Annotated in this window: 19 protein-coding genes; 7 read left to right on the top strand and 12 right to left on the bottom strand. The window is 73.8% G+C overall.

Annotated features, from left to right (window positions below; all coding sequences use genetic code 11):
* The first annotated feature begins 131 nt into the window (after positions 1–131).
* On the top strand, positions 132–596 hold the full coding sequence (locus tag KV205_RS06615) for an iron chaperone (RefSeq protein WP_265862933.1): 465 nt from the start codon (positions 132–134) through the stop codon (positions 594–596).
* On the opposite strand, the gene KV205_RS06610 is transcribed toward KV205_RS06615, so the two are convergent.
* Positions 593–3328, bottom strand: a complete 2736-nt coding sequence (locus tag KV205_RS06610) for a LuxR C-terminal-related transcriptional regulator (protein ID WP_265862931.1) — start codon at positions 3326–3328, stop codon at positions 593–595. The two genes, KV205_RS06615 and KV205_RS06610, sit on opposite strands and share 4 nt — an antisense overlap.
* A 110-nt stretch (positions 3329–3438) precedes the next feature.
* Here KV205_RS06610 and KV205_RS06605 point away from each other — a divergent pair, with 110 nt between their 5' ends.
* A complete protein-coding gene (locus tag KV205_RS06605) occupies positions 3439–3912 on the top strand; it encodes a pyridoxamine 5'-phosphate oxidase family protein (RefSeq protein WP_265862929.1) in 474 nt (157 codons plus the stop codon).
* A 51-nt stretch (positions 3913–3963) separates the two neighbouring features.
* On the opposite strand, the gene KV205_RS06600 is transcribed toward KV205_RS06605, so the two are convergent.
* The 4 genes from KV205_RS06600 to KV205_RS06585 all read right to left on the bottom strand — a co-directional run bounded on the left by KV205_RS06600 (position 3964) and on the right by KV205_RS06585 (position 7409).
* Positions 3964–4755: an ABC transporter permease gene (locus KV205_RS06600; RefSeq protein ID WP_265862928.1), complete on the bottom strand. Its 792-nt coding sequence runs from the start codon at positions 4753–4755 to the stop codon at positions 3964–3966.
* Positions 4752–5729: an ATP-binding cassette domain-containing protein gene (locus KV205_RS06595; protein ID WP_265862926.1), complete on the bottom strand. Its 978-nt coding sequence runs from the start codon at positions 5727–5729 to the stop codon at positions 4752–4754. Before KV205_RS06595 ends, KV205_RS06600 begins: the two co-directional genes overlap by 4 nt.
* Positions 5730–5922: 193 nt before the next feature.
* A complete protein-coding gene (locus KV205_RS06590) occupies positions 5923–6759 on the bottom strand; it encodes a DUF4097 family beta strand repeat-containing protein (protein WP_265862924.1) in 837 nt (278 codons plus the stop codon).
* A 92-nt stretch (positions 6760–6851) separates the two neighbouring features.
* Complete coding sequence (locus KV205_RS06585; protein WP_265862923.1) at positions 6852–7409, bottom strand: hypothetical protein; 558 nt, start codon at positions 7407–7409, stop codon at positions 6852–6854.
* 264 nt (positions 7410–7673) lie between these two features.
* Between KV205_RS06585 and KV205_RS06580 the strand changes: the two genes are divergently transcribed.
* Complete coding sequence (locus tag KV205_RS06580) at positions 7674–8909, top strand: sodium:proton antiporter (RefSeq protein ID WP_265862921.1); 1236 nt, start codon at positions 7674–7676, stop codon at positions 8907–8909.
* Here the strand turns inward: KV205_RS06580 and KV205_RS06575 are convergent.
* From KV205_RS06575 to KV205_RS06560, 4 genes are all read right to left on the bottom strand, one after another.
* A complete protein-coding gene (locus tag KV205_RS06575; RefSeq protein ID WP_265862919.1) occupies positions 8906–10456 on the bottom strand; it encodes a flotillin family protein in 1551 nt (516 codons plus the stop codon). The genes KV205_RS06580 and KV205_RS06575 overlap by 4 nt on opposite strands.
* Before the next feature lie 95 nt (positions 10457–10551).
* Positions 10552–11058: a hypothetical protein gene (locus KV205_RS06570; protein WP_265862918.1), complete on the bottom strand. Its 507-nt coding sequence runs from the start codon at positions 11056–11058 to the stop codon at positions 10552–10554.
* Positions 11059–11208: 150 nt separating this feature from the next.
* A complete protein-coding gene (locus tag KV205_RS06565) occupies positions 11209–12297 on the bottom strand; it encodes a CdaR family transcriptional regulator (RefSeq protein ID WP_265862917.1) in 1089 nt (362 codons plus the stop codon).
* Between the two features lie 471 nt (positions 12298–12768).
* Positions 12769–13236 carry a pyridoxamine 5'-phosphate oxidase family protein gene (locus KV205_RS06560; protein WP_265862915.1) on the bottom strand — a complete coding sequence of 156 codons (468 nt, stop codon included), beginning with the start codon at positions 13234–13236 and terminating at the stop codon, positions 12769–12771.
* 268 nt (positions 13237–13504) lie between these two features.
* Between KV205_RS06560 and KV205_RS06555 the strand changes: the two genes are divergently transcribed.
* Positions 13505–14239 (top strand): response regulator transcription factor, encoded by a 735-nt coding sequence (locus tag KV205_RS06555; protein WP_265862914.1) that lies wholly within the window; start codon positions 13505–13507, stop codon positions 14237–14239.
* A 19-nt stretch (positions 14240–14258) separates the two neighbouring features.
* Here the strand turns inward: KV205_RS06555 and KV205_RS06550 are convergent, their stop codons facing one another.
* Complete coding sequence (locus KV205_RS06550; protein ID WP_265863292.1) at positions 14259–15893, bottom strand: GAF domain-containing protein; 1635 nt, start codon at positions 15891–15893, stop codon at positions 14259–14261.
* Positions 15894–16351: 458 nt separating this feature from the next.
* On the opposite strand from KV205_RS06550, the gene ctaD reads away from it, so the two are divergent.
* Together ctaD and KV205_RS06540 are read left to right on the top strand one after the other, a co-directional pair.
* Entirely contained in the window at positions 16352–18073 is a 1722-nt protein-coding gene (ctaD, locus tag KV205_RS06545; RefSeq protein ID WP_374214637.1) for a cytochrome c oxidase subunit I, read from the top strand.
* Positions 18070–18504 carry a hypothetical protein gene (locus KV205_RS06540; protein ID WP_265862913.1) on the top strand — a complete coding sequence of 145 codons (435 nt, stop codon included), beginning with the start codon at positions 18070–18072 and terminating at the stop codon, positions 18502–18504. The genes ctaD and KV205_RS06540 overlap by 4 nt, the downstream gene beginning before the upstream one ends.
* A 36-nt stretch (positions 18505–18540) precedes the next feature.
* Here KV205_RS06540 and KV205_RS06535 read toward each other — a convergent pair whose 3' ends face one another.
* Positions 18541–19359: a thioesterase family protein gene (locus KV205_RS06535; protein ID WP_265862912.1), complete on the bottom strand. Its 819-nt coding sequence runs from the start codon at positions 19357–19359 to the stop codon at positions 18541–18543.
* Positions 19360–19593: 234 nt separating this feature from the next.
* On the opposite strand from KV205_RS06535, the gene KV205_RS06530 reads away from it, so the two are divergent.
* Positions 19594–20049, top strand: coding sequence for a ribonuclease domain-containing protein (locus tag KV205_RS06530; protein WP_265862911.1), 456 nt, complete (start codon positions 19594–19596; stop codon positions 20047–20049).
* A 55-nt stretch (positions 20050–20104) separates the two neighbouring features.
* Here KV205_RS06530 and KV205_RS06525 read toward each other — a convergent pair whose 3' ends face one another.
* A complete protein-coding gene (locus tag KV205_RS06525; protein WP_265862910.1) occupies positions 20105–20815 on the bottom strand; it encodes a DUF2470 domain-containing protein in 711 nt (236 codons plus the stop codon).
* Between the last annotated feature and the right edge of the window lie 133 nt (positions 20816–20948).

Here is a 20948-nt window from a genome sequence, read left to right as displayed (position 1 = left end):
CGGAGCCCGTGGTGCTTTCGGTGGTGCTCTCCGTGGGCGTCTCCGTGGTGAGCACGGATGTGGTCCGTGGCCCCGCTCGGAAGACTGGGGTCACGGCGATCACGCCACCACCACCGACAGGGGGAGACACCATGACCAGCACCACGACCACCGCGTACGAGGGCTTCACCGCCGAGGAGCGGGCGGCGATGAAGGACCACGCCCGCGAGACCAAGGCGGCGGCCGCGCGGCGCGGCTCCAAGGCGGAGAAGGCCGCGCTGGCAGTGGCCGACGTGCTCGCGAAGATCGCCGAGATGGGCGATGCGGACCGGGCCATGGCCGAGCGGATCCACACCGTCGTCACCGCCACGGCCCCCGGCCTCGCCCCGAAGCTCTGGTACGGCATGCCCGCCTACGCCGACGAGGCCGGCAAGGTCGTCTGCTTCTTCCAGAGCGCGGAGAAGTTCACCTCCCGCTACGCCACCCTCGGCTTCAGCGACCGGGCCCGCCTGGACGACGGCCCGATGTGGGCCGCCGGCTACGCCCTCACCGAGGTCACGCCGGAGGTCGAGGACCGGATCGCCGCCCTGGTGACCCGCGCCGTCGGCACGGCCTAGCCGCGGGCTGCCGCGGGCACGATGCCGAGTGCCGCGAGGGCCGCCGTGCCCTCCGGCGTACGGTCCCCGCCCGCGAGCAGCAGGCTGCGCGCCGCCTGGTACGGACAGTGCGCCGCCTCGAACGCGCCGGCTGTGGCGAGGAGTCGGTCACGGTCGCCGGTCAACAGGGCCTCTGCGCGGTCCACTTGGGCGGTGGCCACCGGATTGCCCGCGACCAGGCGGCGGGCCGCCGCGATGCGGGCGGGCGCCTCCGGGCGGCCGGCGAGGGCCGAGGCCTCGGCGCGCAGCGCCACGTACCCGTGCAGCCACACCCAGCAGACCCACTTCCAGACCTCCTCCGGCTCCGGTGCGAGCCGCTCCAGGGCGGCCTCCGGGTCGCCGTCGTGCAGCAGGACCGTGGCGTCGAAGACCGCGCCGAAGCCGTGGCGGTGGTCGAGGACGGGGCCCGCCTGGTCCGCGATGCCGAGCCAGACCGCCCGGGCCGCGTCGTCGCCCCGCAGACCGTGGACCATGGCGACGGTCGCCGCGGCCGGGCCGAGCACGAACGAGCGCTGCCGGCCGCTGCGTTCCCATGCGGTACGGAACCGGTCGGCGCCCCGCAGCACGGCGTCGGCGCGGCCGGCCAGGCCCTCCGTGACGAGGAGCCAGGACGTGGCGTGGTGGCCGGCCTCCGAAAGCAGGGGATGGGCGGCGAGCTGCGTGCTCCATCGCCGGGCCCGTACGAGGTCGCCGACACCCAGTGCGTTGCCGGCGGCCATCGCCAGGGCGTCGAGCCGCTCGTGAGTGGGAGCGGGGGAGGGCGGCAGGGGCGCGAGGAGTTCGATCCGGCGGCGGGCGGCGGCCGCCGCGCCGAACGGGTCACCGGCCCAACTCCGCGCCCCGGACAGGGCGTCGAGCGCCGCCGACTCCGCCACCGGATCGCCCGCCGCCCGGGCAAGCGCCACCGCCCGCTCCGCGTACGCGACCGTCTCCACCGCCGAGTTCTCCGCGTCGCCCTGCACCGCGCCGTACGCGTCCGCCGTCACCGCCGCCTCCGCGAGCGCGACGGCCGCGTCCCCGGCCGGATCGCCCGCCCCGGCCAGCGTGCGCGCCTCCACGAGCAGACCCGTCACCTCGGCCGCCTCGGGGAGCCGGGCGAAGGTGCTGGAGTAGCGGTACGCGACGGTGGCCGCGGCCGCCAGCGCGCGCCCGGCGCCGACCTCGTCGCCCGCACGCAGCGCGGCCCGCGCGGCGGCCCGGTACAGCCGGAACATGTCCTCGCCGCTCCGCCGGCACCCGGCCACCTCGGCGGCCTCGCGCAGGGCCAGGACCGCCTCCGCGTCCCCGCCGAGCCCGGCCGCCTGCTCGTACCGCTCCTGCGACTCGCTGAGCAGCTGCCGGCCGAACGTCGACTCACCGAGTACAAGCGCGAGTCGATGGGCCTCCGCGCGCAGCTCCGGTCGCCCGGCGGCCCAGTCGAGCGCGACCCGGGCCTCCTCCACCGCCTGCTGCGCCGGCGCCCAGCGCACGTGCCGCGCACGTACGACCTCCTCCTCGCCCGCCGAGGCGAGGTGCTCCGCCCCGTACTGACGGATGGTCTCCAGAGCCTGGTAGCGCGTGCCGGACGCCGAGTGGGTCACGGTGAGCAGGCTCTGCTCCGCGAGCCGGGCGAGACCGTCGGCCACGTCGGCCACGGCGGACGCGGCGACCTCGGCCGCCGCCTCCGCCGTGAACGGCAGGACGAACACCGAGACCCTCCGCAGCAGCGTCCGGTCCGCGGGGCCAAGGAGCTCGTGGCTCCAGTCGAGGACCGCCCGCACCGAGCGGTGCCGCTCGCCGACGCGCGGGCCGCCCGCCAGGATGCGCAGCGGTGCGGCGAGGCCGGCCGACAGGCCGTCCATACCGAGGGTGGGCAGCCGGGCCGCGGCCAGTTCGATCGCCAGGGCCATGCCGTCGAGCCGCTCGCACAGCGCGGTGACCTCCTGCCGGAGCGCCGGATCGGGACCGTAGCCGGCGGCCGTCGCCCGCGCCATGAACAGGGCCACCGCGTCCGAACCGGCGCCGCCCTCCCGGGAGAGCGGCGGGACCGGGGTCACCGACTCGAAGGGGACCATCAGCCGGGCCCGGCTCGTGGCCAGCACCCGGATGCCCGGGCAGGCGCCCAACAGGCGCTCCAGGAAAGGCGCGACGCCGTCGCGGACGTGCTCGCAGTTGTCGAGGACCAGCAGCGCCGTGCGGTCGGCGAGGGCGGCGAGCAGGGTGTCCTCGATGCCGCGGCCGGGCTGCTCGCCGAGCCCCAGGGCCGCCGCGACCGCCGCCGGGATCCGCGTCGGATCCGTCACCGGCACCAGATCCACGAACCACACCCCGTCGGCGAACCCGTCGCCCGCCGCCTCGGCCTCCGCCACGGCGAGCGCCAGCCGGGTCTTGCCCACGCCGCCCGGACCGACCGCCGTGACCTGGCGGTGGGCCCGTACCGCCGCCGTCAACTCCGCCCGCTCCCGGACCCGTCCGACGAACGAGGTCAGCGGAGCCGGCAGCGCGGGCGCCCGCCCGGGGCCCGTCGTCCGCGTCGCGCGGCGGGACAGCGCCCGCCGGTCCGGCAGTTCCCACTTCCGCAGCAGCGACGAGACATGGGACTCGACCGTCCGTACCGAGATGAAGAGCCGCTCGGCGATCTCCGCGTTGCTGAGGTGCTCGCCGAGGAGGGCGAGCACTTCGGCTTCTCGCGCCGATATCAGGGGAGTTGACACCAGGTCATTATCCGTGGCGCTCTCCGTGGCGAGCACGGAGGCGGTACCTGCCGGGTCCGGGAGAGGCTGTGCCCACGGCACACACCCCGTCCCGAGCGACAGGAGCGACCATGACGACCGAGGCCCCTGGCTCCACCTCCACACCCCGCACCCGCGCCGAGCGGCGGCGCGACACCGAGCACCGGCTCGCGCACGACGTCGACCTCTGGGTGGCCAGCGCCTCGCCGGACGGCGCGCCCTTCCTCGTACCGCTGTCCTTCGACTGGGACGGCCGGACCCTGCTCCTCGCCACCCTCGCCGACGGTCCGACCGGCCGGAACCTGGCGGCCGGCGGGACCGCCCGGCTCGCGCTCGGCCACACCCGCGACGTCGTCACGATCGACGGCGACGTCGAGACCCTCGCCATCGACGCGCTGCCGCCGGAGCGCCGCGAGCGCTTCGAGGCGCGCACCGGCTTCGACCCGTACGCGCTCGGCTCCCGCTACCGCTGGTACCGCGTCACCCCGCGCCGGGTGCAGGCCTGGCGCGAGGCGGACGAGTTGCGGGGGCGGGAGCTGATGCGCGACGGGAGCTGGCTCGACTGAGCGGTGCGCCGCTCCAGGTCCCGGCCCGGCCGCGGCCCTGACCGGCCCGGGTCAGCGCTTGGCGGTACGGCCGAAGGCCGAGCGCGCCCACAGATAGCCGACCAGGCTCAGGCCGGCGCACCAGGCGAGGGCGATCCAGCCGCTGTCGCCGATCGGGGTGCCCATCAGCAGACCGCGCAGGGTCTCGATCGCCGGAGTGAAGGGCTGGTACTCGGCGAACCAGCGCAGTCCGGTCGGCATGGAGTCGGTCGGCACGATGGCGCTGCCGAGGAAGGGCAGGAAGGTCAGCGGCAGCGGCGTGTTGCTCGCCGACTCCGGGGTCCTGGACACCAGGCCGATGCCCGCCGACAGCCAGGTCAGCGCGAGGGTGAGCAGGGTGAGGAGGCCGGCCGCGGCGAGCCATTCGACGAGCGTCGCCTGCGGCCGGAAGCCGATGGCGAGCGCGACGCCGACGACCAGCGCGATGGCGACCAGGGTCTGCAGCACGCTGCCGACCACATGCCCGGTCAGGAACGCGGCCCGTGAGATCGACATCGTACGGAACCGGTTGACGATGCCCTCCGTCATGTCGACGCACACGCCGACCGCCGTGGCGACCGCGCCGGCCGTCGCCGTCATCAGGATGATGCCGGGGGCGACGTAGTCGATGTACTTCCCGCCGCCGGTCGGCGCGCCCTCGATGCCCGCGCCGATGGCGCCGCCGAACGCGTAGTTGAAGAGCAGCAGCATCATCACCGGCATGAGGACCACGGAGACGGTCATCGCCGGATAGCGCAGGGCGTGCTTGATATTGCGCTGCAGCATGGTCAGCGAGTCGCTGACGGCAAAGCCGAAGGTGCTCATCGGGCCATCTCCACGGTGGTGTTCGGGGTGCCGGTGCCGGTCAGGGTCAGGAAGACGTCGTCCAGGTCGGGGGTGTGCAGGGTCAGCGACTCGGGCTGGAGCTCCGCCGCGTCGAGGATGTCGAGCACGGCCCGCAGCGTCGGGATGCCGCCGTCGCTGGGGATGCGCAGGGTGAGTTCCTCGGTGTCCCGCGCGGCGGCGCCGAAGTGGCGGGCGGCCAGGTCGAGATCGGCCGGTTCGGCGAACCGCAGCCGGATGTGTCCGCCCGGGACGATCCGCTTCAGCTCGTCGGCGGTGCCCTCGGCGACGATCCGGCCGCGGTCGAGGACCGCGATCCGGTCGGCGAGGTGGTCCGCCTCCTCCAGGTACTGCGTGGTGAGGAAGATCGTCACGCCCTCGCCGTCGACGAGGCCGCGGATGATCTCCCACAGGGTGCGGCGGCTGCGCGGATCGAGACCGGTGGTCGGCTCGTCGAGGAAGATGATGCGCGGCTTCCCGACCAGCGTCATCGCCAGGTCGAGCTTGCGCCGCATACCGCCGGAGAGGGTGGACACCGGCTTGCGGGCGGCCTCCGTCAGCTCCAGACGGTCCAGCAGCTCGGCGGTCCGGCGCCGGCCCTCCGGCCGGGGCAGATGCCGCAGCGCGGCCATCAGGAGCAGGTTCTCCTCGGCCGTCAGGAGCCCGTCGACGGCGGCGAACTGCCCGGTCACGCCGATCGCGCCGCGCACCCCGTCGGGCCGCTCGACCAGGTCGTGCCCGGCGATCCGGGCCCGGCCGCCGTCCGGCGCGATCAGGGTGGACAGGATCTCGACGGTCGTGGTCTTGCCGGCGCCGTTGGGGCCGAGGAGGGCGAAGACCGAGCCCTCGGGGATGGTCAGGTCGACGCCGTCGAGCACGACCTTGTCGCCGTAGGACTTGCGCAGCCCCTGGGCGGCGATCGCGGGCGCGACGGCGGTGTCGTATGCGGTGGTCATGAGGGCTCCTGGGAGGCCTGGGGTGTGTGATGTGACATGGCACTGGTGGTTGCGAAGGCATGCCGAAGATGCGCCTGGCGGTGCGCGAGGCGGGTGGTGCGTTACGGGTGGTGCGTTACGGGTGGAGGGCCGGGCCCCGTGAGGTGCGGGCCCAGGGCTCGGTGGCGCTCGGGCCCGGTCCGAAGGCGCTCGGTCAGGCGCGGCGGATCACGATGTCGCCGGCATTGGTGCCGGCGTGCACCTCGACGGTCTCGGTGGCGTCGCCGGGCCCCTCGGCGGCGTCGAGGAAATTGCGGACGACGCCGACCTTCGCGGTGACGTCCAGCCAGGCGGCGGTGGACTCGCGGATGCCGATCTCCACAGCGCCGAGCGAGGTGCGGAGCTCGGCCCGGCCCCGGGCCACCTCGTTGACCTGGATGGATCCCTGCGAGGTGCGGATGTCGACCGAGGACTCGGCGACGCCGACCGTCACCCGGCCCATGGACACCTTCGCCCGCAGCTCGCCGGTCACCGTGCCGATCGTGGTGTCGCCGATGCCGTTCTTGAGCGTCACCTCGCCCGTCACCTCGCCGAGGTCGATCCGGCCCTGGCCGTTGATGTCGGCGTCGCCGACGACCCGGTCCACGCGGACGTCGCCGTGGTCGGTGCGCAGCACGGCCGGGCCGGTCTCGTCGAGCCGGATGTCGCCGAGGCCGGACCTGACCCGGCTCTCGCCGAGCGGCCCCTGGCCGCTGACGTCGCCCATGGAGGTGTGGGCCTGGAGCTGCGAACCCGCCGGCAGCTCGATGGTGACGTCGACCGAGCCGACCTTGCCGAACACCGAACGCTTCCGGGGTCCCTTGAGGGTCAGCGTGCCGTTGGCGTACGTGACCTTCGTCTGCTGCGCCGCACGGTTGTCGTTGTCGTCGGACGGGTTGCTCGGCACGACCTCGACGACCGTGTCGGTGCGCTTGCTCGCGGCCAGCCGGACGTGGCTGATGTCGAACTCGAGGATCGCGGTGATGGGCTCGGGAGTCTCGTATGTGGGCATGGCTGTGCCGTCCTCGTGACTGTGAAGGATGAATGCGCAGATGGGAGGGGGAGGGGGAGGGGCGAGCGCGGGGGCAGTGGGCCGGGCAGGTCCTAGCGGGCCCAGCCCTGGTAGGTCTGGCCCTGGCGCGGGGCGCGCGGCGCGGCCGACGGCGGGGCCGCCGGCCGGGGTGCGGCGCCCGGATCCAGGGCGGTGGCCACCGCCCGTACGAGCCAGGCGTTGACGGACAGGCCCTCCTGGCCGGCCGCGTCCTCGACGCGGGCCTTGAGGTGGGCGGGGAGCCGGAAGTTGATCCGGGCCGTGCCCCCGTCGTCCGCGTCCGCCGGGGTCGGGGCAGGGGGCGAGGCCAGGGTCGAGGCCGGCGCGGACGCCGGGGTCGAAACCGATGGCGCCACGGGTGGTGCCATCGGTGGCGCCGACACCACGAACTCCGGGTCGAGCCCCCGCAGCCGGACGTCCACCGAACCGGGCGCCAGTTCGCGGGTGATCTCCTCCGAGGCCGTGGACAGCGCGTTCAGGAGGGTGAGCCGCGCGGCGGACTCCAGCGGGGCGGTCAGCCGCTCCGCCAGGGCGCGTGCGTCGTCCCCGCCTGCCTCGGCGGCGACCGCGAGCTCGTGCCGGAGGTGTTCGACGTAGGGGGTCAGGTCCATGAGAACCAGCATGGCGCCAAAGTGGCGCCATGGCAAGTGTCTATGGCGCCTTGTGGTGCCACATGGTGCCAAGTGTGGCGTCAGGTGGCCTCAGGTGGCGTCGGAAGGCGCCAGAGGGGGCGCCGGATGGCGCTCACCCGGGTGTCCCCGTCCGTGCGCTGCGATCCGCCTGCGAGGATGTCGCACCTGTCAGCATCTGCCCGTGCCTACCCCCATCTGTCTGCACATGTCGCATCCGCTCCCCGCTCCTGCCTGCGAGTCGCCGTGATTGCTCTGCTCGTCCTGTTGTCCCTGCTGTTCCTGTGGGTCCTGGTGTCGGACCGGTTGGCGCGCTGGAGCATCACCGCGCCGATCGCCTTCGCCGCCGCCGGCATCCTGCTCAGCGGCGGCGACGATCCGGTCGTCGCGATCGACATGGACACCCACACCTTCCAACGGGGCCTCGAACTCGTCCTCGCGGTCATGCTGTTCACGGACGCCACCGAGGCCCGCGACTACGCGCCGCGGCTGCGCGGCTCGGTCGGCATGGGGCGGCTGCTCGGGATCGCGCTGCCCGCCTCCCTGGTCCTCGCCGCTCTCGCCGGGGCCCTGGTCTTCCCCGGCACGAGTTGGTGGCTGCTCGCCGTCGCCGCGCTGGTCGTCATGCCGATGGACCTCGCACCGGTCCTGATGTTCCTGCGCGACGAGCGCATTCCGCTGCGGGTGCGGGCCGCGCTCAACATCGAGGGCGGCTTCAACGACGGCCTGATCTCGCCGCTCTTCGTCTTCTGCGTCGCCAACATCGTCTCCGCCGAGGGCGACACCTTCACCGACCTGGTCCTCAACGCCCTCAAGGGAGTGGTGTTCGCGACGGGCGTCGGCAGCGTCATCGGCTATCTGGCCGCGGTGGCCGTCCGCTGGTCCTTCGAGCGCCACTGGGCCAAGCCCGCCAACTTCCGCTTCGCCGCCCTCGCCCTGCCGTTCCTCGCCTACTCGGCCTCCGTCCTGATCGACGGCAACGGCTTCGTCGCCGCCTTCGTCGCGGGCCTGTGGTACGCGAACACCGTGCTGGTCGTCGGCGGCGAATCGCTCGTCCTGGTGGAGGACGTCAGCCTTCTGCTCGCCCTGTCCGCCTGGTACGCGTTCGGCGCGCTCACCACCGCGGCCTTCACCGGCGGGCACGTACCCCAACTCCTTGCGTACGCCGTCATCGTGCTCATCGTGGCCCGTTTCGTGCCGGTGGTCGCCTCGCTCACCGGCTCCGACTTCACCCGGCCCGAGCGCGCCGCGATCGGCTGGCTCGGCCCGCGCGGCGTCACGTCGATCGTCTTCGCCGTCCTCGCCTACGTACAACTCCCCGGAGAGGAGGCCGACTTCATCCTCAACGTGACCGCCGCGACCGTGCTGCTCAGCGTGCTCGTGCACGGGGTGACGGCGGAACCCCTGGCCCGCTGGTTCGCCAGACACCCGCAGCCGGAGGGGCCGGCCCCGGAGGAACCGGCCCCGAAAGGCGTTGCCTAGTCGGTGATCTCGATGGTTCCGTTCACGGACTGCCCGTTGGGCGCCGCAGGCTTGCGGTCGGCACCGGCCCCGGCCTGGCCCGCCCCGCCCGTCACGCCCCGGAGCAGCGAGGCCAGGTCGACGCCCGTGGTGGAGCTGAGGAGTTCCATGCCCTGGGCGACGTTGTCGGCGACCGCGCGCGGCAGCCGGCCCGCGCCGTCGGTGGAGATGACGGTCATCTTGTCGACGGCGGCCAGCGGTTCGGCGGCCTTGGCGACCACCTGCGGCAGCACCTCCACCAGCATCTGCAGCACGGCCGCGTCGCCGTACGCCTCGAAGGCGTCGGCCTTCTTCCGCATGGCCTCCGCCTCGGCGGCACCCGTCGAGGCGATCGCGGCGGCCTCCGCGTCACCCTCCAGGCGGACCGCCTCGGCGATCGCGGCCCGGCGGGCCCGCTCGGCCTCACCGCGCTTGGCGCCCTCGATGGCCTCCGCCTCCGCGAGCGCCTGCCGGCGCTGCTTCTCGCCCTCACCGGTCAGCCGGGCCCGCTCGGCCTCCGCCTGGGCGGCCGCGATGGCGGCGAGCCGCTCGGCCTCGGCCTGCTTCACCCGGCCGATCCGCTTCGCCTCGGCCTCCTGCTCCGCCTGGTAGCGGGCGGCGTCGGCCGGCTTGCGGACCTCGGTGTCGAGCTGACGGTCGGTCAGCGCGGCCTGCCGGGCGGCGACCTTCTCCTGCTCGGTCAGGATGTCCTGCTGCCGCGCCGCCTCGACGAGCGGTCCGGCCGCGTTGGCCTGGGCGGCCGCCTCGTCCGTCTGCGCCTTGATCTCGGCCTGCTTCAGGTAGAGGGTCCGCTGCGCGACGGCGATCTCCTCCTCCGCCTTCAGCCGGGCCTGCTCGGCGGCCCGCCGGGCCTCCGCCTCCGCGATGTCCGCCTCCTGCTTGGCCCGGGCGGCCTCCGGCCGGCCCAGGTCCTCCAGGTAGGAACCCTCGGTGGTGATGTCCTGGATCTGGAAGGCGTCGAGGACCAGGCCCTGCCCGGACAGGCTCGCCTCCGCCTCCTCGGCGACCTGTCCGGCGAACGCCGCCCGGTCGCGGATGATGTCCTCCACCGACATCCGGCCGACGATCGACCGCAGCGCGCCCGAGAGGACCTCCTGGGTGAAGCCGACGATGCCCTCCTGCTGCATCAGGAAGCGCTGGGCGGCGGCCCGGATGGAGTCCTCGGTGCCGCCGACCTTGACGATCGCGACCCCGTCGAGGTTCGCCTTCACGCCCCGCAGGGTGACGGCGCCGCGCACGGCGACCGGGATGTGCCGGCTGGACAGGTCGAGGCTGAACTTCTGCTGCACGAACGGCACGACGAACACACCGCCGCCGACCACGACCTTCTGCCCGCTGTTGTCGGTGAACACCCGGCCGGTCGCCGGGTCCGTGGTCTTCTTCCCCCGCCGGCCGGTGATGATGAACGCCTCGCTGGGGCCCGCCACCTTGTAGCGGGTGACGACCGCGAGGGCCAGCAGGACGACGAGGACGACGATGCCCACGACGGACATCAGGACAGGGCTCATCGGAACCCCTTTCGATCAGAAGCGAAACGTGAAGAAGGAAGACACGAGGAACGGCGGAAGAGGGGAGCGCGGTGGAAGGAGGCAGCGGCGTACGGTCAGTGCTCGACCGGGCGGACGGCGACCGACGTCGCTGAGAGCACCGACTCGACCCACACCTCGGAGCCGAGCGGCAGCGGACGGTCCGCCCTCGCCGCGTACTTCACCGGCTGGCCGCCCAGAGTGAGCAGCACCTCGCCGTAACCGGCTCCCGGAATCGCGGTGACGACCCGCCCCGAACTGCCCGTCAGGTCCTCGCCCCGCGGTGCGGGCGCGTCGCCGTCGCGCATGAGCGCCCGGCCGAACCGCCAGGTCACCCACCCCACGCCGGCCCCCGCGACCACGCCCGCACCGGTGGCGGCCCCCGCCCCCGCTCCGGTGACGCCCGTCGTGAGCGCGCCCGTGAAACCGAGCGCGGACACGAAACCGGCGATCACCGGCAACGACAGAAACCCGTCAAGCCCCCCGCCGAGTCCGTCGAGGACCCCCTCCAACACCCCGTCGAAGACCAGGCTCAGGACGAGCAGCGCGAGTCCGACGATGCCGAGACCGAGAAACCACGTCATGTCCCCGCCCCTTCGGCCATCATGCGCTGTCTGCCGTCACCGGCATCCTGGCATCGACCGGCGGTTCGGTTCACTGCCGGAGTCCGGCAGTCTTTACGCTTTGTTGATGCCGTGTTCCGTCGCGGGCGCGGGCGCGGACGCGGGGCGCGGTCAGAGGTCCCGGTCCGGCCAGCCGAACAGCCGCGCCCCGATCACCGCGGTCTGCAGGGTGTAGCGCTGGGTCGGCTCGGCCGGATCCGCCCCCGTCAGGCGGTGGATCCGGTCGAGCCGGTACGTCACCGCCCGCACGCTCAGCGAGAGCCGCCGCGCCGCCTCAGTGGTCACGCACCCCGCGTCGAAGTACACGGTCAGCGTCTCCAGGAGCGGCCCGGCCCCGCCGCGGGCCTGGCGCAGCGGCCCGAGCACGGTGCGCACGAGGTCGACCATGGCCTGCTGGTCGCGCGCGAGCACCGGATAGACCAGCAGGTCCGCCGCGTACAGGACCGGGCCGTCCAGTCCCATCCGGTCGGCGATGTCGAGGGCGTTCAGGGCCTCCTCGTACGAGTGGACGACGCCGCCCGCGCCGGAGTGCGGGCGGCCGATCGCCACCCGGCCGCCGTCGGTCGCCGCGTACGCCTGCTTGGCGAAGAAGGTGAGGACGTCCGGCTGGTCGCCGGGCGCGACGCAGATCAGCCGCCCGTCCTTGGTGGTCAGCAGGATCCGGCGGGAGCCGAACCGGGCGAGCAGCGAGGACTCGACGGCCCGGGACACCGCGTAGCCGTCGGCGTACGGCTCCGGGCCCTGCGCCACGGCCACCGTGTGCGCGTGCGACAGGAGCAGCCCGAACCGCTCGGCCCGCTGGGCGAGCCGGCCCAGATCGCTCCGCCCGTACAGCAGGTCGTCGATGAACTCCCGTCGGGCCGCCTCCTCCTGACGCATCGCCAGTCGCTGGGCCCGCTCGTGGCCCTCCGCGAACGCGTCCACCGCCTGCTCGACCGCCGCGAGCAGCCGGTCGTGCTCGGCCCTCGGCAGCCCGGCCAACACCGTGCGCGCCGCGCCGAGATGCGCCCGCACCAGCGAACGCAGCCCGAGCCCCGCCTCCGCGGCCCGCTCCCCACGAGCGCGCAGCGCGGCCAGCTCCTCCCGGCTGGCCCGCCGCCCGGTGGCGCAGATCCCGGCCAGGACCTCCGCGTACCCCTCCAGATAGGCGTCGTAGCACGCGTACGCCTCGACTTCCCCACCCGCCGCCCGCTCCGTCATCCACCCCTCCCGGGCCCGCCCCTGACGCGTCCTTGACGCGCGGTGACCAGGGTGCCACGCCCGTCGACGCAGGTCGGAGCCGGGTGAGGAAGCCGGTCCGGCTCTTCCGGATCCTGCCCGGGCCCGCGACTCGCCCTGAGCTTCGCCCGGGGTCCCCCGGCGGAGCCAGGGGGCGTGGGGGCCTGGGCGGCCCCTCACGCCGAACAGGGGGCACGCCCCATGACGCCGCCGGCGGAGCCTTGGCGCGTGGTCCCGGCGCGGCGCGCCCCCTGGCCCTGTGGGGCTCGGGTGGATGTCCACGCTGGACGGGGCGGCACGCTCCTAGGGGCCTGCCGGGCCCGGTGGGGCAGTTCCGGCGAGGCCGGAGGACCCGTCCCCCACGCCGCTTCCCCTCGGCCCTGGCGGGCCTGGGGGCCCGGGTACCGGCCCGGATGCGAAGGCGACGGTCCAGCGGCAGCGGGGCCGCGCGGGTCAGCCGTCGGCCGGCACCAGGCGGATGCCGGTGACCAGGTCGGGGCGGATGCGCAGGACCTCGTCGTTGCGGCGGTCGGTCCAGGGGCGGAGGAGCGTCTTGTAGCGGGCGGTTTCGGCCGGGTCGGTGACCGGGCGGCAGTAGCCGGTGACGACCACGCTCCAGCCGAGCCGCGTCGCGAGGTCGATGTCGTCCGCCTCGTAGGCCACGACGACGCCCTCCGTGCCCGCCTCGCGCGCGTACGCGGTGAGGGCCGCGCCCTCGTGGGTGCGCAGCACCACGTCGCCGGCGTCCACCAGGTGGTTGACCGGCCGGATGGCGGGCAGCGCGCGGCGGGTGAAGACGATCCGCCCGAGCGGCACCGTCGCGAGCAGCCGCAGCGCCTCGTCGCCGTCCAGGTCGACCGCGCGCCGCCGCCCGGGGACACCCAGCACGTGGGTGAGGTCGCGGACTGCTTCGTCGTGCACGGTGCCTGCCTCGGGCTCGCGGAGTCTGGTGCGTCCCGGGGGTGCCGGCCCCGGCCCCGAGGGACGGTCGGGTCACGGCGGAGCGGGCACCCCTGGTCGCGAACGAGAGTCGACCATGTGTCCGGAAGGTCCGGACAGGGCCGTTCGGCCCTGGGGGACCGGGGCCGAACGGCCTGGTGGGCCGGTTGCCATACTGGCGCCCGTCCCGCGAGCGGCCCGGCCGAACGGCCCGGCCGGCCCTGCCTGCCCACCCTGTTCAGGAGTCCTCGTGAACCCCCGTCCCCCTGTTCCGGCCGGCCGCCCCGGCGATCCCGGCGCGCCCGTACGGGTCTTCCTGCTCGACGACCACGAGGTGGTCCGCCGGGGCGTGCGCGACCTCCTGGAGGCCGAGCCCGACATCGTCGTGGTCGGCGAGGCGGCCAACGCCCGCGAGGCCCTCGCCCGGGTCCCCGCCGTACGCCCCGACGTGGCCGTCCTCGACGTGCGCCTCGGCAACGCGACCGGCGGCGACCACGAGGGCGTGGAGGTGTGCCGCGAGCTGCGCGCCGAGCTGCCGGACCTGGCGTGCCTGATGCTGACCTCGTTCGACGACGACGAGGCCCTCTTCGACGCCATCATGGCGGGCGCCGCCGGCTACGTCCTCAAGCAGATCGGCGGCTCCGACCTCATCACCGCCGTCCGCACGGTCGCCACCGGCCGTTCCCTGCTCGACCCGCGCATGACCAGTCGCGTCATGGCCCGCATCCGCGAACCCGAACCCGACCCGGCGCCCGCCGCGCCCGGCGACCTCGACCGCCTGTCGCCGCGCGAGCTGGAGATCCTCGACCTCATCGGCCTCGGCCTGACCAACCGCCAGATCGCGGACCGTCTCTTCCTGGCGGAGAAGACCGTGAAGAACCGCGTCTCCGCGATCCTCGGCAAGCTCGGCGTCGGCCGCCGCGTCCAGGCCGCGGTGATCGCCGGCCGCCTGCGGGAGACCCAGGGGCGCACCGGCGGGGCGTGACAGCCCCCCGGCCCCGGCCTCAGACGGTGTCGTCCGCCACCACCAGCGGCACGCTCCACACGATCCGCGTGCCGTGCGTCGACGGCGCGTCCAGGGTCAGGGCGCCCCGGCACTGTTCCGCGCGTGAGCCCATGTTGAGGAGACCGCCGGTGGGGCGGGCCGGGCCGAGGCCGCGGCCGTCGTCGGTGACCGTGAGGACCAGGCGGTCGGCGGTGTCGGGGACGGTGAGTTCGACGTCGGCGCGGGTCGCGCGCGCGTGCCGGGCGACATTGCTCAGGGCCTCCGCGGTGACCGCGAGGACGTGCTCGGCCAGCGGCGCCGAGACGGTGCTGTCGACCGGGCCCGAGATCCGCAGCGAGGGGCGGAAACCCAGGTGCTGGCCCGCCAGTTGGACCGTCTCGGCGAGCCGGCGCCGCAGTGCCGGGCCGCGCCGGTCGTCGTCGGCCGTCCGCAGCTGCAGGATGGTCGAGCGGATGATCTGGATGGTGGCGTCGAGGTCGTCGACTGCCCGCCCCACCCGCTCCGCCGCCTGCTCGTCCGCGATCTTCCGCGTCGCGCCCTGCAGCGTCATGCCGGTCGCGAACAGCCGCTGGATGGCCACGTCATGGAGGTCGCGGGCGATCCGGTCCCGGTCGTGGAGCACCGCGAGCTCCTCGGACTCGGCACGGCGGTGGGCGAGTTCGAGCGCGATGGCCGCCTGGTCGGCGAAGCCGTTGATGAGCCGGGCCTCGTCGCCGTCGAAGCCCGGCCGCCCGGCCCGCCGGCTCAGCCGCAGCGCCCCGCACACCGCCGCGTCCACCGGCAGCGGCACGGCCACCACAGGGCCGTGCTCCCCCTGGTCGTCGCCCAGGGGCAGGGCCCGTGGGTCGGTGCGTACATCGGTGGTGACGGCGGGCCGGCGGGCGTGCGCCGCGAGACCGGACAGCGAGCCCGCGGCCGGGAGCACCGCCCCGAGCACCGCCCGCGCGCGATCGCCGTGCGCGACCCGTACGGCCAGATCGCCGTCCGTACCGGTCGGCAGCAGCACGGCCGCCTGGTCGGCGTCGGCCACCTCCATGGCCCGCCGGGCGATGAGCCGCAGCACGTCGTCCGCGCCGGTGCCCGCGAGCAGCGCCCGGGTGATCTCGCCGAGGGCTTCGAGCCGGTGCTCGCGGCGCTGACTGTCGTGGTAGAGCCGCGCGTTGTCGATGGCGATGCCGGCCGCCATCGCCAGGGCGGTGAGCACCGCCTCGTCGTCGGCGTCGAACGAGCCGCCGCCGCGCTTCTCGGTGAGGTAGATGTTGCCGAACACCTCGCCCCGCACCCGGATCGGCGCGCCCAGGAAGGTCCGCATCGGCGGGTGGTGCTCGGGGAAGCCGAAGCTGCTCGGGTGGCGGCTGAGGTCGTCGAGCCGCAGCGGGGCGGGGTTGCGGATGAGCTCGCCGAGGATGCCGTGCCCGCACGGCGCCGGGCCGATCCGCGCCACGAGGTCGTCGGCCAGGCCCACCGGCAGGAAGCTGGACAGCCGGTCGCCGAGGTCACCGTGGCCGATCACCCCGAGGGCGCCGTACTCGGCGTCGGTGAGGCTCACCGCCTCCTCGACGATGCTCCGCAGCACCTGGGGGAGTTCGAGGTCGCGGCCGAGGTCCATGACGGCGGCGAGCAGCTCGTGCATGCGCTCGGGGACGTCGAGCCGGGGCCACGGCGGGCGCTCGGCGGCCGGGACGGCCGAGGGTGCGGGGGAGGGTTCGGGCGCGTGCGCGGGCGCGGTGTCGGTCATGGGTGCTGCTGGCTCTCGTCCTCGTACCGGGCGGTGGGCTTCGGGCGTCGGGCGGCCGGGCAGTGGGCTGCGGGCGGCCGTGCCGCCTCGGCACCCGGCTTCCAGCCCGCCCGCCCCGCCCCGCCCGGTGCGTCGTCGTTCGTTCCGATTCCGCAGCGTACGTGAGCGGACCGGGCCTGCCGGCAGGGGCCGTTCGGCCCTCCTTGCGCCGGCGGGCCGGGGACTGTTCGGCCCTGCACCGGCCGCGACGCGCGGACGAGCATGTGGGGCGGCCGGAGGAGGGCCGCGCCCATCCCCCGTGTGGGGCCGTCCTCCGGCCGTCCCACGCACCGCGGAAGGAAGGTCGCCGTCCAGTGGACGAGGCACGCAGCATTCAGGTGAGGACCGTGGAGCCGCCGCTCCCGGGCCACCACCCGGCCACCGGCGAGGAGGCGCCCCGGCGCCCCTCGTGGGTCTCCTGGCTCACCACCACCGATCACAAGCAGATCGGGACGCTCTATCTCTGCTCGGCGCTCTTCTTCTTCGTCATCGGGGGTGTCATGGCCCTGGTGATGCGGGCCGAACTGGCCCGCCCGGGCACTCAGATCATGTCGAACGAGCAGTTCAACCAGGCGTTCACGATGCACGGCTCGATCATGCTGCTGCTCTTCGCCATGCCGCTGTTCACCGGCTTCGCCAACTGGATCATGCCGCTCCAGATCGGCGCGCCCGACGTCGCCTTCCCGCGGCTCAACATGCTGGCGTACTGGCTCTATCTCTTCGGCTCGCTGATCGCCGCCGGCGGCTTCCTGACCCCGGGCGGGGCCGCGGACTTCGGCTGGTTCCTCTACGCGCCGCTCTCCGACGCCGTCCACTCGCCGGGCCTCGGCGCCGACCTGTGGATCATGGGCGTCGCCCTGTCGGGCTTCGGGTCGATCGCCGGTGCGGTCAACTTCATCACCACCATCATCTGCATGCGCGCGCCCGGCATGACGATGTTCCGGATGCCGATCTTCACCTGGAACGTGCTGCTCACCTCGCTGCTCGTGCTCCTGGTCTTCCCGGTGCTCGCGGCCGCGCTGTTCGCCCTGGAATGCGACCGCAAGTTCGGCTCGCACGTCTTCGACGCGGCCAACGGCGGGGCGCTGCTGTGGCAGCACCTGTTCTGGTTCTTCGGGCATCCGGAGGTGTACATCCTGGCGCTGCCGTTCTTCGGCATCATCTCCGAGGTCATCCCGGTCTTCAGCCGCAAGCCGATGTTCGGCTACATAGGGCTGGTGGCGGCGACCATCGCGATCGCCGGTCTGTCGGTGACCGTGTGGGCGCACCACATGTATGTCACCGGCGGTGTGTTGCTGCCCTTCTTCTCGTTCATGACCTTCCTCATCGCCGTACCCACCGGAGTGAAGTTCTTCAACTGGATCGGCACCATGTGGAAGGGCTCGCTCTCCTTCGAGACACCGATGCTCTGGGCCACCGGTTTCCTGATGACCTTCACCTTCGGCGGTCTGACCGGCGTCATCCTGGCCTCGCCGCCGATGGACTTCCACGTCTCCGACTCGTACTTCGTCGTGGCCCACTTCCACTACACGCTGTTCGGCACGGTGGTGTACGCGATGTTCGCCGGCTTCCACTTCTGGTGGCCGAAGTTCACCGGCAAGATGCTCGACGAACGCCTCGGCAAGATCACCTTCTGGACCCTGACGGTGGGCTTCCACTCCACCTTCCTCGTCCAGCACTGGCTGGGCGCGGAAGGCATGCCGCGGCGCTACGCCGACTATCTGGACGCCGACGGCTTCACGGCCCTCAACACCATCTCCACCATCGGGTCCTTCCTCCTCGGCCTCTCCTTCCTGCCGTTCTTCTACAACGTCTGGAAGACCGGCCGCGAGGGCGTCAAGGTCGACACCGACGACCCCTGGGGCTATGGGCGTTCGCTGGAATGGGCCACCTCCTGCCCGCCGCCCCGGCACAACTTCCTCGTCCTGCCCCGGATCCGCTCCGAGTCCCCGGCCTTCGACCTGCACCACCCGGAGATCGCCGAACTCGACCGGCTGCGGAACCGTCCGCACGAGACCGCGGGCAGCGGCGCATGAGCGGCGCCGTCCTCGCCCTCGCCATCGGGGCCGTGACCGCCTCCGGCTGCGTCTGGTACGTGCCCGCCCTCGCCGACCTGCGGGCGGGCGCCGACCGGCCGGTCTCCCGGCGCCTCGCCGCGGCCGCCTGCGTCACCGCCTGGGCCACCGCGGCGGCCGCCGCCCTCCTCCTGCTCGGCGGCCTCCCCGCCCACCCCCTGGCCGCCTTCACGGCGGCCGGCGCGGCCACGGCCCTCACCCTCCGCCTCCGGGCAGCCCACCACCACCGCGCCGAACAACGCGAGGCCGCCACCTACTGGCCCACCCTCTCGGCACCCCCACCCCCCACCCACTTCCCGCGCCTCCGCACGGTCTTCGCCACCACCCTGGCGACCAGCCTCGCCACAGGCGCCGCCCTGACGGCGGCCCTGGCATCCATCCGCACGGGCTGACCCCGCTCCGAAATCGCCTGGCCGGGGCCCCGGGGCTCAGGCCCCGGCCTGTGGGCGGACCGTGAGGATCTGGGTGGCGTGGCCGACCGGGCCGGTGAGGTCGTGGAGGACGGTGCTGGTGAGGCCCTGGCCGGTGGGGCCGAAGGTGGCCGTGGTGTCGAGGCCGGTCCAGGGGCCGTGTGGTTGGCGGTGGAGATGGATCGTCAGGTCGAGGTTGGGGAACATCCATTCGGCCGGGTCCTGCTGGACGGCGATGCCGTTGGCCGTGTCCACGAGGGCGATGTACGCGGCGTGGGCGCTGCTCGGTTCGCCCGCGACCAGGTCGACGCGGGAGGAGATCCAGGCCGAGGAGCGGCCCTTGCGCGCGGCGGGGGTGCGGCGGACGTCGATCGACGCGATGTAGCCGCCGTGCCAGGCATCCGCCATCCGCCACGGGTCCAGCTCGTCGGGGCCGGGCAGCGGCTCGTGCGGACTGTCGGCGACGGCCGAGGTGTCCTGCGAGGCGAGCAGCCACGCGCGGGCGCGCACCACCGGGCGCCCGCCGATCACCACGGTCGCCTCCAGGAGTTCGATCGTGCGCCCGGGCCGCACGGTCTCCACCGTGACCTCGCACTCGTCGAGCGCGATCCGACCCAGGATGTCGTAACTGATCCGCGCGAGGGCCGCGTCGCCGCCCGGCCGCCTCGCGAGGTGCTCGTCGAGCGCGTGGACCACGAGCCCGGCCAGCGGGCTGAAGTGCATCTCGTCGGCGCTCCACGCGCCGCCGGCGTGCGCCGTCGGCTTGTAGCGGTGCTCGCCGGTCCGCTCGAAGTAGCTCTCGCGGTCGCTCTCGCGCGCGACATGGGCGGTGCTCACGGATCCGTCTCCTCGGGTGCGGCGGGGCACGGGACACGCGATACGTGTACCCCTCAGGCATCGTAGGCGCGGACACCGGCCCGCCCCGAGTGATCCACCGCACATCCGCGTCCGGTGACGTCCGGGTGGCATGCGCGGACGTTCCGTGGCCGGCGTGGACCTGTGGTGAACGTCCGGGGAATTGAAGCCAGTTGGGCTTCCCAGCCCGGGTCTACGCGCGTCAGCATCGCCGTCATGCGAATCCCCCCACGAATCGGCCTCGCCGCCGGAATCACCGCAGCTCTGGTCTCCTCCCTCCTCCTCGGCGCCCCCGCCTCCGCCGCCCCCGCCTCCGCCGCCCCCGCCCCCGTCGCGACCTCCACCGCGTCGGTCGCCTCGGTCGCCTCGGTCGCGTCCGCCGCGAGCGTCGGCGACATCTGCTACTCGGCCCTCCCGTCCCAGGCCTACACGACCCTGCGCCTGATCGACGCGGGCGGCCCCTTCCCGTACGCGCAGGACGGTGTCGTCTTCCAGAACCGCGAGGGCGTCCTGCCGGCCCACACCGCCGGCTACTACCACGAGTACACGGTCAAGACGCCGGGCGTCCCCACCCGTGGTGCCCGCCGCATCGTGACCGGCCAGGCCTCGCAGGAGGACTACTACACCGCCGACCACTACGCCACGTTCGACCTGATCGACTACGCCTGCTGAGCGGGACCGCCGACGCGGGACCGCCGACGCGACATCGGAACCGGCTGCCGGCCGCTCAGGCCGGCAGCCGGTGGTGCGAGCAGCGCCGGGCCGCGGTCAGCAGGGCGTGGATCTGCAGCCCGGCCTGGTCGACCTCGGTCATCGGGGTCGGGAAGGGCAGCCGTACGTCCTCGTGCCCAATCCGCCGTTCGAGCCGCAGGGTGAGCCCGTAGCGGTCCATGGCGAGCGGCAGCGCCCGCACCAGACCCCGCTTGGCCCCCGGCGCGACGAGCCGCAGCAGCAGCGGGACGAGCTCCGGGTGGTCCGCCACCAGGTGGTGCAGCATCGCGGCCTCGCACGTCGCCAGCGGGTCGACCGCCGCCTCCTGGAGCTGCGCCGGTGTCACATACGTGCGCCCGCACGCGTCCTGGAGCACCGCCTGCCCCAGTTCCATGCACATGCTCTCGCCGGCGTCCGCGCGGTACGGGGCGGCCACCAGGCCCGAGAGCGTGACCCGGGCGCGCACCCGCTCCCGTACCGGCGCGGGGGAGACGTCCGTGAGCTCCAGGCGGATCGGGATCCGCGGGGCATGCCCGTCTCCCGGGGCGGCGTGGACGTCGGGCTCGGCCGGATCGTGCAGGTGGATGCGGCCCAACGGGTCGTCGCCGTCGAGGCCGTGGACCTCCTCGGGGCGGCCGTCGGTCACCACGGTCATGGAGTGCGCGGCCGCGATGATCGACCGCAGCCGCTCGGCGGGGGTGGGCTCGGAGGCGGTGTGGGGCTGCATGCGTGATCTCCAAACTTAGGTTTGCCTAACCTAACCTACCCTTCGAGGTGGTGTCGACGGAACCCGGGGCGCCGAAGGTCCCGAAAAACGCTTGGACGACGCCGAGTCGAGCGCGGGACACTGCCAACTCCAT

It is taken from the genome of Streptomyces sp. SKN60, from assembly GCF_026236535.1.
In the GTDB taxonomy this organism is placed as follows: Bacteria; Actinomycetota; Actinomycetes; order Streptomycetales; family Streptomycetaceae; genus Streptomyces.
The sequence above is the reverse complement of the archived record's forward strand: the minus strand, read 5'-3'. Positions and strand labels throughout refer to the sequence as shown.